Raw genomic sequence first — 10,664 nt, 5'->3', positions numbered from 1 at the left:
CTGTGGATAACTCGAGAGGAGGGAGAGAACCAATCCTTCAAGAACGAACAGAGTCGAACAAAGTTCCACAAGAACGGTCAGGCTGGGATAGGCTTGCGTCATGAGCGAGAACGGACTCACTTCAGCCCAGCACAAGATGCGCGACGCCGGTGTCGCAGAGCAGGCCATCACGGTTTTCACCCATTACTACCAGTCCCTGGAGGCGGGGGCCACAGGGCTCATTCCCGAGGAGACCATCGAGCCCCTCACGCAGATCGACTCCCTGGCTGACGTCGAGATCGGCGAGGAGCAGGCCCGCGAGGCGCTGAGCAAGACGGTCCTCATCCGGCTCAACGGGGGACTGGGCACCTCAATGGGACTGGATCGCGCCAAGTCCCTCCTGCCGGTCCGTGATGGCAAGACCTTCCTGGACCTGCTGGTCGATCAGGTCCTGGCGGCACGTCGCCGTTACGGAGTGAGCCTGCCGCTGATCCTCATGAACTCCTTCCGCACCCGGGAGGACTCCCTTGAAGTGCTGGCCGGGCACCCCGAGATCCAGGTCGATGGCCTGCCCCTGGACTTCCTGCAGAACCGCGAGCCCAAGCTGCGCGCCGACGATCTGACTCCCGTGGAGTGGAAGGCCGACCCTGAGCTCGAGTGGTGTCCTCCGGGCCACGGCGACATCTACACCGCCCTGCTCGCCTCCGGGCTGCTGGACGCCCTGCTGGACAAGGGCTACCGATACGCCATGACCGCCAACTCCGACAACCTCGGTGCGGCGCCCTCGGCCAGGATCGCCGGCTGGTTCGCCGCCTCGGGAGCCCCCTACGCCCCGGAGATGTGCCGGCGCACCCCGGCCGACGTCAAGGGCGGCCACCTAGCGGTGCGGAAGAGCGACGGGCGCATCATCCTGCGCGACACGGCGCAGACCCCCGAGGATCAGATGCACTACTTCACCGACCAGTTCCGCCACCCCTTCTTCCACACGAACAATCTCTGGTTCGACCTCAAGGTGCTGCGTGACACCCTCGCCGATCGGGGCGGGATCCTCGGGCTTCCGCTCATCAGGAACAGCAAGACGGTGGACCCCGCCGACTCCTCCTCGACGCCTGTCATCCAGCTCGAGACGGCCATGGGTGCCGCAGTTGAGGCCTTCGAGGGAGCCACCGCCATCGAGGTGCCGCGCTCCCGCTTCCTGCCGGTCAAGACCACCAACGACCTGCTGCTGGTGCGCTCGGACGTCTATGAGGTCGACGACGACGGACTGCTGCAGATGGTCCCGGACCAGGCCTGCACCGTGAGTCTCGACCCGCGCTTCTACAAGAAGATCCAGGACTTCGAGGCTCGGTTCCCAAACGGCGTCCCCTCCATCAAGGACGCGCAGTCGCTGACGGTGGAGGGCGACTGGACCTTCGGTGCCGACGTCGTCGCCACCGGTGAGGCGCACGTGGAGGCGGAGGGCTCGCCCGGACGGATCGCCGACGGCACCCGGATCTGAACGAACCGATGGTCGCGACCCTGCTGGTCGCGGCCGGTCGCTACGCGGTGGTGCTGGACACTCAGTCATGAGGTCCGGCACCACCGCGCGTAGCGGGAACGAAAAAACGCTTGCCCTCCCAGAAGAGGGCAAGCGTGAGGGAACTGATATCCGGTGGGCGATACTGGAATCGAACCAGTGACCTCCTCGGTGTGAACGAGGCGCTCTAACCCCTGAGCCAATCGCCCGGTGCGGCGCTAACCCTAACCAGCCCAGTACCCCCGGGGCAAATGCCGGCTCGGTGAGGTGAATCACCGCGGTGCTGTTTGCCTGTCACTGTGATCGTGATGCTATGGTTTTCCAGCACCGAGCGGTTCGGCCGAACCGTGAGGGATTGCGCGGATGTGGCTCAGTTGGTAGAGCATCACCTTGCCAAGGTGAGGGTCGCGGGTTCGAGTCCCGTCATCCGCTCCGAGGAGCCGGGAGCGCCCAGCCCCAGCATTCTCATGGTGGGTTGGCCGAGAGGTTAGGCACCGGCCTGCAAAGCCGTTTACACCGGTTCGAATCCGGTACCCACCTCGGGCGATTGGCGCAGCGGGAGCGCGCTTCCCTGACACGGAAGAGGTCACTGGTTCGATCCCAGTATCGCCCACCAGACAGGCCCGGAGCATGCCGCTCCGGGCCTTTTTGTGCTCGGGTCATCGGCGTGAGCGCGGTACTTCGGAGGGAATCGGCCGGTTGATGTCCAGATCTGTGGCGAAGGGCCCCCGGACCCTCAGGCCGCATGAACGAGAACCTTGGAATCATGCGGTTGTGCCTCGTGTGGATGAGAGCGGTCGGAGCCTTTGTCACAGATCTGGACACCCGGCCCCACTTCTGACTCCCGGTGGCGCTGGCTTGGCTCCTGGTATCTCTCGCCTGGCTCCCTGTGGTGCTCGATCAGCGGGCCGTTTCCGGCCGGGCCCCTCTCAGATCGGCTACTGCACGAGGGTGGGGTGCTACTGGCCGACATTCGGGTGTACTGCACGAAGGTCCGGGGCTCGTGCAGTACGGACAACCCCTGGCCAGTACAACCCCACCTTCGTGCAGTACGCGCTGAGCGCCACCAGGCTGACCAAACGCGCCCCTTCGGCGACGCGACCAAGCGCACCCCTTTCCGGCAAGACGACCGACGACTCCCGTCCCCGGGCAACCCACCCCACTTGTGCCTCAGACGCCATGACCCCCGAACCCCTCACAAGCCATGAGACAACACAGTGGAGGCTGTTTACCCGGTCAGTCCCAGGCGCTCAAAGGCCTTGGCCAGGCCGTCGGCCTCGACGTCGTCGGTCACCAGGTCGGCTGCTTCCTTGACCGCCGGGGAGCCGTTACCCATCGCCACCCCCGTCCCGCAGTACTCCAGCATCTCGACGTCGACGGCCGCATCACCGAAAGCCACCGCATCCCGCCGGGCAGCGCCACGGTGGGCCAGCAGCGCATCAATGGCGTGCCGTTTGGACACGCCCGCGCAGTTCACGTCCCCGAAAAGCGGCTCGTGGCCACTGCCACCCCAGGAGCCGACGACCAGGTCAGGGAGTTCGCGACGAGCCGCCGCCAGATCGTCCTCAGGAGAGGCCAGCAGAAAGCTGATCTTGTTGACGTCATCGCGCACCAGCTCGTCAGTGAAGACCATGCCCGGTAAGACGTCGTCGACTTCCATGCTGCTGGCGCCAGCCGCACCCTTGCCGGTGGCGTAGGCGCGGATCGCCGGCCTGGCCGCGTCACGAAATGCGGGGGAGGCGTACAGGCCTGAGTTCGCCTCCAGGTAGGGCTCCAGGCCTCGGCGCCTGAGCCACGACACCGCCTGCTCGCACTGGGCTGCCGACAGGTGCTGGTGCAGGAGGACCTCGCCGTCGTCCTCCACGTAGGCGCCGTTCCCGCCGATCATCCCGTCCAACCCGATCGCCCAGATCGCCTCCGGCATCTCTGCGCGGGAGCGCCCCGTGCACGCGTAGACCCGGTGGCCGGCTCTTCTGGCCTCTCTGATCGCCCAGACCGCGGAGTCCGGCAGGACGTTCTCATATGTGACGAGCGTTCCATCAACGTCGAGAAACACTGTGCGGGTACCGGTGGTGGGGACGATTGCGCTGCTCATAGGACGTCTTTTCGCGAACCCGTCAGCCGCGGGCGGCGCGCTCGGCTCGACCGGCATGGCCTCGGGGCGTGTCGTGGACAAAGATGGTTGGCGTCTACCCTAGCGGGCATGGCCGACCCCTCGACGTACCGTCCTGCCCCGGGCGAGATCCCCACGTCACCGGGGGTCTACCGGTTCCTGGACGGGCAGGGACGGGTCATCTACGTCGGCAAGGCCAAGAACCTGCGCCAGCGCCTGTCCAACTACTTCCAGGACCTCGCCGCCCTGCACCCGCGCACCCAGAAGATGGTCACCACCGCGTGCGCCGTGGAGTGGACGGTGGTGTCCACCGAGGTGGAGTCCCTGGCCCTGGAGTACTCCTGGATCAAGGAGTTCAACCCCCGTTTCAACGTCATGTACAAGGACGACAAGTCCTACCCCTACCTGGCGGTGACGATGGGGGAGACCTACCCCCGCGTCCAGGTGGTCCGCGGGGCCCGCAAACCGGGAACCCGCTACTTCGGTCCCTTCGTCCAGGCCTGGTCCATCCGCGAGACCGTCGACCAGCTGCTGCGGGTGTTCCCGGTGCGTTCCTGCTCAGCCGGCGTCTTCCGCCGCGCCCAGGCCTCGGGGCGCCCCTGCCTGCTGGGGTACATCGACAAGTGCTCGGCCCCGTGCGTGGGCCGCATCAGCCCGCAGGACCATCGGGCGCTGGCCGAGGACTTCTGCGCCTTCATGGCCGGCCGCACCGGCCCCTACCTGCGCCAGGTCGAGGCTGAGATGAAGGCCGCTGCCGCCGCTCTCGACTTCGAGAAGGCCGCCCGCCTGCGTGACGACGCCGCCGCGCTGCGCAAGGTCATCGAGGGCAACGCCGTCGTGCTGCCCGACGCCACCGACGCCGACGTCTTCGCCCTGGTCCGTGACGAGCTCGAGGCCGCCGTCCAGGTCTTCCACGTCCGCGGCGGGCGGGTGCGCGGGCAGCGCGGCTGGGTCGTGGACCTCATCGATGACGCCGGGGACGCCGAGCTCATGGAGCGCCTCCTCGAGCAGGTCTACGCCTCCCTCATCGATCCGGCCGACGCCGGAGCCGTCCACCAGAGCGGCGCCCCCACCTCCTCGGGCACCACCACCTCCGTCGGGGTTGGGGGCCGCGCCCCCTCCAGCCCCCAACCCCGCAGCGGCACCAACGGCCCCATTGGTGACGCCTCTCGACGCAAGGGCGAGTCGGCGGCCACGAGCGTCGACGACGTCGCCCACACGGCCACCACGGCGGTACCCAAGGAGATCCTGGTTCCCGAGCTGCCCAGCAACGCCGCCACCGTGCGAACCTGGTTGGCCGGTCTGCGCGGAGCGAAGGTCGACCTGCGCGTCCCGCAGCGCGGCGACAAGGCCGCCCTCATGGACACGGTGCGCAAGAACGCGGAGGAGGCCCTGCGGCTGCACAAGACCCGACGGGCGGGCGACCTCACCCAGCGCGCCCTCGCCCTCGATGAGCTCGCCGAGGCCCTCGACCTGCCGGAGGCGCCCCTGCGCATCGAGTGCTACGACATCTCCCACACCCAGGGCACCTACCAGGTCGGCTCCATGGTCGTCTTCGAGGACGGCGCCCCCCGCAAGTCCGACTACCGGCGCTTCACCGTTCGCGGCCAGGACGGCAGCGGAGCCGCCGACGACACCGCCGCCATGCACGAGGTCCTCACCCGCCGGTTCAAGCGGCTCATCGCCGAGCAAGGACGGGGCGAAGCGGCCGCCCGAGCGGCCGAGGAGATCGAGGACGTCGAGGGCATTGCCGTCGCCTCCGGGCCCATTGATCCGGAGACCGGCAAGGCTCGGCGCTTCTCCTACGCGCCCGGGCTGGTCGTCGTCGACGGCGGGCTGCCGCAGGTCAATGCCGCGCGCACCGTGCTCGACGAGCTCGGCATCGACGTGCCGCTCATCGGACTGGCCAAGCGCCTGGAGGAGGTGTGGGTTCCGGGGGAGGAGTTCCCCGTCATTCTCCCGCGCACCTCACCGGCGCTCTACCTGCTTCAGCACCTGCGCGACGAGTCCCACCGCTTCGCCATCACCCACCACCGTAGGAAGCGCTCGGCCGGCATGACCCGCTCCGTTCTTGACGGGATCCCCGGTCTGGGACCAGCCCGTCAGGCTGCCCTCCTACGGGAGTTCGGCTCCGTCAAACGCATCCGGCAAGCCGATGTGGACGACATCACCCGCGTCAAGGGTATTGGGCCGGCTCTGGCGGGTAGTATCTTGGCTCGCCTCAACAGTCCAGATAATAATCAGTAGTGTGATTCCACCATGCGCTGGACTGAGCCGTCATCAACTCGAAAGGAAGCTCGTATGAAGATCTCTGCGCGCAACCAGCTGCCCGGCACTGTCGTCTCCATTGAGAAGGGGGCCGTCAACGGCGTCGTCAAGATCGAGATCGCTCCCGGCGTCATCATCACCTCCTCCATCACCAACGCGGCCATCGAGGAACTCGAGCTGGCAGAGGGCAAGAAGGCGGTCGCCGTTGTCAAGGCGTCCTCCGTCATGGTGGGCCTCCAGGACTGAGGCAGGCTTCAACAGGCCCAACACCCGCGCCAAGCCCGGCGCCGGTTTCCGTGCCATGGGTCGTCGTCGTTCCCCACCAAAGGGGCGGACGGCCCATGGCACAATCGGTTCGTGGAGATACTGCGGGTGCTCAACAACAACGTCGTGCTGGCGCGCGACGAGATTGGGCGTGAGGCGATCCTGACCGGCCGGGGCCTCGGTTTTCAGCGCAAGCGCGGCCAGAGTGTCGATGCCTCCCTCATCTCCCGTCGCTTCATCCCGGCTGACAACGCCCAGTCGGTGGCGGAGGTCATCGCCGGAATCCCGCTGGAGCGCCTGGCTCTCATTGAGAGGATCTTCCGCAAGGCGGCCAAGGGGCTGAACGCGGATGTTCCGTCCTCGACCCTGATTGCCGTCGTTGACCACATCAACCAGGCCATGGAGCGGGTCCGCCAAGGGCTGGTCATGGACTATCCGCTGCGCGCCGAGGTCGCCCATCTGCATCCCGAGGAGCTGCGGCTGGCCGAGGTCATGGTCGAGGAGATCAACGCCGCTCAAGAGGTCAAGCTGCCGGGAGGTGAGGCTGTCGCACTGGCCCTTCACCTCTTCACCGCTGCCATCGGCGCCCCCTCGACCCAGGCCGCAGGCGAGCAGTCGCGACTCATCGGTCAGGTCATGGGACTGCTGGAGAAGACCTACGGGGAGGCGTTCGACCCGGACTCCGTCAACGCCGCTCGCTTCGCGGTCCACCTGCGCTACTTCCTGGTGCGCGCACGTACCGCGGTACAGATCGAGGACGGTACCGCCTCCCTGGTGGCCCAGGCTCTGCGCAGCTCAGCCCCTGACTCCTACCGGGTGGCTCTGCGCATCCGGGACCTGATGGAGATCCGCCTGGGCGTCGCCGTCACCGAGGACGAGACTGCCTACCTCGCCCTGCACATCGCCCGTTTGATCTCCTCCCTAGACTCTCCAAAGTGACGCGTAACACAGAACGCTATCTTGTTTGCTGATCTGATTGTTCATACCATTCGTAGTGAATTCCATTGAGGGATTCACAGGATTGTGACCCGTCAGGGGCAAGACCTGAGACACGTCAGCGTTCCCACGCTGGCATTGTCTCGGGTCTTTTTTGTTCCCTGGAAGCGGTCACTCGCTCAGGAGGACATCAATGGCGAAGGTCGACTACGCGGCGCTGGCGCCGCAGCTGCTGAACAATATCGGAGGCGAGAAGAACGTCTCCTCCATGACCCACTGCGCAACCCGCATGCGATTCGTCCTCAAGGACGAGTCCAAGGCCGCAACCGAGGCCGTCAAGGCACTCGACGGCGTTGTCACCGTGGTGCAGGCCGGAGGTCAGTACCAGGTGGTCATCGGTAACGACGTGCCGTTGCTCTACGAGGAGCTGGGAAGGCTCACCGACCTGACTGGCAGCGACGATGAGACGACCGGCAACGGCGGCAGCCTGTTCGACCGGTTCATCAAGATGGTCTCGGCCCTCATCAACCCGGTGGTGTGGACGCTCGCAGGAGCAGGCCTGATCAAGGCCTTCCTCACCCTGACAACCACGCTGGGGTGGTTGAAGGAGGACTCCACCACCCACACGATCCTCAATGCCGCAGGCGATTCGGCCCTGTTCTTCCTGCCGATCCTGCTGGCCATCACCTCAGCGCGTTATTTCAAGGCCAACGAAATGACGGCCGTCGCCCTGGCCGGAGCCCTGGTGTATCCCGATATTGTCGCGCTCAACGATGCCGGCGGAGCGGTCACCTTCTTCGGCATTCCGGTGGTCATGGCGTCCTACACCTCCTCGCTCGTTCCGATCATTGTGGCTGTATGGTTCCAGTCCCATCTGCAGCGCTGGCTGACCAGGCTCCTTCCCTCATCCATCCGAAACTTCTCAGTTCCGTTGCTCGTGCTGCTCATCATGGTCCCCCTGACCCTTATCACTGTCGGCCCGGTGACGACGGCGGCGTCGAACGGCATCGCCTCATTGATGAACGCGCTTTTCGAACACGCACCCTGGGTGGCGGGAGCCATCATGGGAGCCTTCTGGCAGGTCTTCGTCATGTTCGGCGTGCACTGGGGCCTGGTTCCGGTCATGATCGCCCAGTACAACGACCCGGGATTCTCCCTCATAGCGGGACCGATCTTCCCTGCCGTTCTGGCCCAGGCGGCCGCGACCCTCGGCGTTATGATCCGCACGCGCAGCAAGAAGATGCGGGAGCTGGCTGGACCGGCATCGCTGTCCGGTTTCCTGGCCGGCATTACCGAGCCCGCGATCTACGGTGTCAATCTGCCTCTCAAACGTCCCTTCCTCTACGGCTGCATCGGCGGTGCTGCGGGTGGCGTCATTGTCGCAGCAGGAAACGGGGCGACCACCTCCTTCGTCTTCCCCTCCTTCATCGGTATTCCCGCGCTGATCAACCACGGAAACCTCGTCCTGGTCTTCATCGGTATGGCCGTCGCCGTCGTCGTCTCCCTGACCCTCACCCTCGTCGTCGGGTTTAAGGACCCGGCCGAGGAGGAACCCTCCCCGACCGCCGCCGCGCAGGGCGACGCCGAGCCCACCACCGCGCTCACGGCACCGATGAACGGCTCCGCCATGCCGCTGGAGAATGTTGCCGACCCGGTCTTCTCATCCGGGGCCCTGGGCAACGGAGTCGGCATCGTCCCCTCCGACGGTCACGTCGTCGCACCGGTATCTGGGACTGTCGTCACCGCCATGGACTCCGGTCACGCCTACGGCATCAAGACCGACGACGGCGTTGAGGTCCTCATCCATGTCGGCCTGGACACCGTCAATCTCAAGGGCGAGGGATTCACCCCCAAAGTGAGTGCCGGTGAGCGAGTCGTGCGCGGCGAGCCTCTGGTCGACGTGGATCTCAAGGCCGTTCGTGATGCCGGCTACGACCCCACCACGATCCTCGTTGTCACCAACACCGCCTCACTGGGCGCCGTTGTCCCGATCGTTGACGGCGAGGTGACGACCAGCAGCACCGTGGTTGAGATCGACCACTGAACCAATCACCCTCCCGAACACCACTCTTTCCCAACGACTACCAGCCGAGCGAATACACAGGAGATCACCCATGACCGCCACGCCCACTACTCCCGAGAGCTCTCTGCGCTTCCCCGATGGCTTCCTGTGGGGCGGAGCCACCGCCGCCAACCAGATCGAGGGCGCCTACAACGAGGGAGGTAAGGGCCTGTCCGTCCAGGACGTCATGCCCCGGGGCATCCTGGCCCCTCCCACCCAGGCTCCCACGCCGGACAACCTCAAGCTCGAGGCCATTGACTTCTACCACCGCTATGCCGAGGACATCGCTCTGATGGCGGAGATGGGCTTCAAGGTCTTCCGCTTCTCCATCGCCTGGAGCCGTATCTTCCCGCTCGGTGACGAGACCGAGCCCAATGAGGAGGGGCTCGCCTTCTACGACCGGGTCCTCGACGAGCTCGAGAAGCACGGCATCGAGCCGCTGGTCACCATCAGCCACTACGAGACCCCGCTCCACCTGGCCCGCACCTATGACGGCTGGACCGACCGCCGCCTCATCGGCTTCTTCGAGCGCTACGCCCGCACCCTGTTCGAGCGATACGGCAAGCGGGTCAGGTACTGGCTCACCTTCAACGAGATCAACTCCGTCCTCCACGAGCCCTTCCTGTCCGGCGGCATCGCCACCCCCAAGGACAGGCTCAGCGAGCAGGACCTCTACCAGGCCATCCACCACGAGCTCGTCGCCTCCGCGGCCGCTACGAAGATCGCCCACGAGACCAACCCCGACATCCAGGTCGGCTGCATGATCCTGGCCGTACCCACCTATCCACTCACCCCCGACCCCCGAGACGTGTGGGCCGCCAAGCAGGCCGAGCGCGCCAACTACGCCTTCGGGGACCTCCACGTGCGCGGCGAGTACCCCGGCTACCTGCTGCGCACCCTGCGGGACAAGGGCATCGAGCTGGAGATCACCGAGGAGGATCGCGCGCTGCTGCGGGAGCACACCGTCGACTTCGTCTCCTTCTCCTACTACATGTCCGTGTGCGAGACCGTTACCCAGTCGGCCGAGGCTGGCCGGGGCAACCTCATGGGCGGCGTTCCCAATCCCACCCTCGAGGCCTCCGAGTGGGGCTGGCAGATCGACCCGGCGGGCCTGCGCACCATCCTCAACGACTACTGGGACCGCTGGGGCAAGCCCCTGTTCATTGTCGAGAACGGTCTGGGAGCCAAGGATGTTCTCGTTGACGGCCCCAACGGCCCCACGGTTGAGGACGACTACCGTATCGCCTACATGAACGACCACCTGGTCCAGGTCGCCGAGGCACTCGCTGATGGCGTCGAGGTCCTGGGCTACACCTCCTGGGGCTGCATCGACCTGGTCTCGGCCTCCACCGCCCAGATGTCTAAGCGCTACGGCTTCATCTACGTGGACCGCGACGACGACGGCAACGGCTCCCTGGCCCGCTACCGCAAGAAGTCCTTCGGCTGGTACCGAGACATCATCGCCTCCAACGGCGCCTGCCTCATTCCCTCGCCACAGGATGCGGCACAGGGGTAACCGCTGGGAC

General features: G+C 66.0%; 7 protein-coding genes and 4 tRNA genes. 9 read left to right on the top strand and 2 right to left on the bottom strand.

Features of this window, described 5'->3' with window-relative positions; translation table 11 throughout:
- Positions 1 to 100: 100 nt before the first annotated feature.
- Positions 101 to 1,477 (top strand): UTP--glucose-1-phosphate uridylyltransferase, encoded by a 1,377-nt coding sequence (locus FK267_RS09095; RefSeq protein WP_075379271.1) that lies wholly within the window; start codon positions 101 to 103, stop codon positions 1,475 to 1,477.
- A 154-nt stretch (positions 1,478 to 1,631) separates the two neighbouring features.
- On the opposite strand, the gene FK267_RS09090 is transcribed toward FK267_RS09095, so the two are convergent.
- A tRNA-Val gene (locus FK267_RS09090) sits at positions 1,632 to 1,704 on the bottom strand.
- A 150-nt stretch (positions 1,705 to 1,854) separates the two neighbouring features.
- On the opposite strand from FK267_RS09090, the gene FK267_RS09085 reads away from it, so the two are divergent.
- From FK267_RS09085 to FK267_RS09075, 3 genes are all read left to right on the top strand, one after another.
- Positions 1,855 to 1,927: transfer RNA gene (locus tag FK267_RS09085), tRNA-Gly, on the top strand.
- Positions 1,928 to 1,964: 37 nt separating this feature from the next.
- Positions 1,965 to 2,035 (top strand) — tRNA-Cys (locus tag FK267_RS09080).
- Position 2,036: 1 nt separating this feature from the next.
- Positions 2,037 to 2,111: transfer RNA gene (locus FK267_RS09075), tRNA-Val, on the top strand.
- 612 nt (positions 2,112 to 2,723) lie between these two features.
- On the opposite strand, the gene FK267_RS09070 is transcribed toward FK267_RS09075, so the two are convergent.
- Positions 2,724 to 3,590 (bottom strand): Cof-type HAD-IIB family hydrolase, encoded by an 867-nt coding sequence (locus tag FK267_RS09070; protein WP_075379270.1) that lies wholly within the window; start codon positions 3,588 to 3,590, stop codon positions 2,724 to 2,726.
- Between the two features lie 108 nt (positions 3,591 to 3,698).
- Here FK267_RS09070 and uvrC point away from each other — a divergent pair, with 108 nt between their 5' ends.
- From uvrC to FK267_RS09045, 5 genes are all read left to right on the top strand, one after another.
- Positions 3,699 to 5,855 (top strand): excinuclease ABC subunit UvrC, encoded by a 2,157-nt coding sequence (gene uvrC, locus FK267_RS09065; protein ID WP_141406980.1) that lies wholly within the window; start codon positions 3,699 to 3,701, stop codon positions 5,853 to 5,855.
- A 54-nt stretch (positions 5,856 to 5,909) separates the two neighbouring features.
- Positions 5,910 to 6,122 (top strand): TOBE domain-containing protein, encoded by a 213-nt coding sequence (locus FK267_RS09060; protein ID WP_141406979.1) that lies wholly within the window; start codon positions 5,910 to 5,912, stop codon positions 6,120 to 6,122.
- Positions 6,123 to 6,233: 111 nt separating this feature from the next.
- Positions 6,234 to 7,079 carry a PRD domain-containing protein gene (locus FK267_RS09055; protein WP_141406978.1) on the top strand — a complete coding sequence of 282 codons (846 nt, stop codon included), beginning with the start codon at positions 6,234 to 6,236 and terminating at the stop codon, positions 7,077 to 7,079.
- Positions 7,080 to 7,269: 190 nt separating this feature from the next.
- A complete protein-coding gene (locus tag FK267_RS09050) occupies positions 7,270 to 9,120 on the top strand; it encodes a beta-glucoside-specific PTS transporter subunit IIABC (RefSeq protein ID WP_141406977.1) in 1,851 nt (616 codons plus the stop codon).
- Positions 9,121 to 9,190: 70 nt separating this feature from the next.
- Complete coding sequence (locus FK267_RS09045) at positions 9,191 to 10,654, top strand: glycoside hydrolase family 1 protein (RefSeq protein ID WP_141406976.1); 1,464 nt, start codon at positions 9,191 to 9,193, stop codon at positions 10,652 to 10,654.
- Positions 10,655 to 10,664 lie beyond the last annotated feature (10 nt).

The sequence above is a fragment of the Actinomyces oris genome, from assembly GCF_006546825.1.
Lineage (GTDB): Bacteria > Actinomycetota > Actinomycetes > Actinomycetales > Actinomycetaceae > Actinomyces > Actinomyces oris.
This window is presented reverse-complemented; position numbering and strand designations above follow the sequence as displayed.

Bases quoted from the DNA above. Each gene is read 5' to 3' on its own strand.
- FK267_RS09060 (WP_141406979.1), top strand. From the start codon at position 5,910: ATGAAGATCTCTGCGCGCAACCAGCTGCCCGGCACTGTCGTCTCCATT.
- FK267_RS09050 (WP_141406977.1), top strand. From the start codon at position 7,270: ATGGCGAAGGTCGACTACGCGGCGCTGGCGCCGCAGCTGCTGAACAAT.
- uvrC (WP_141406980.1), top strand. From the start codon at position 3,699: ATGGCCGACCCCTCGACGTACCGTCCTGCCCCGGGCGAGATCCCCACG.
- FK267_RS09045 (WP_141406976.1), top strand. From the start codon at position 9,191: ATGACCGCCACGCCCACTACTCCCGAGAGCTCTCTGCGCTTCCCCGAT.
- FK267_RS09095 (WP_075379271.1), top strand. From the start codon at position 101: ATGAGCGAGAACGGACTCACTTCAGCCCAGCACAAGATGCGCGACGCC.
- FK267_RS09070 (WP_075379270.1), bottom strand. From the start codon at position 3,590: ATGAGCAGCGCAATCGTCCCCACCACCGGTACCCGCACAGTGTTTCTC.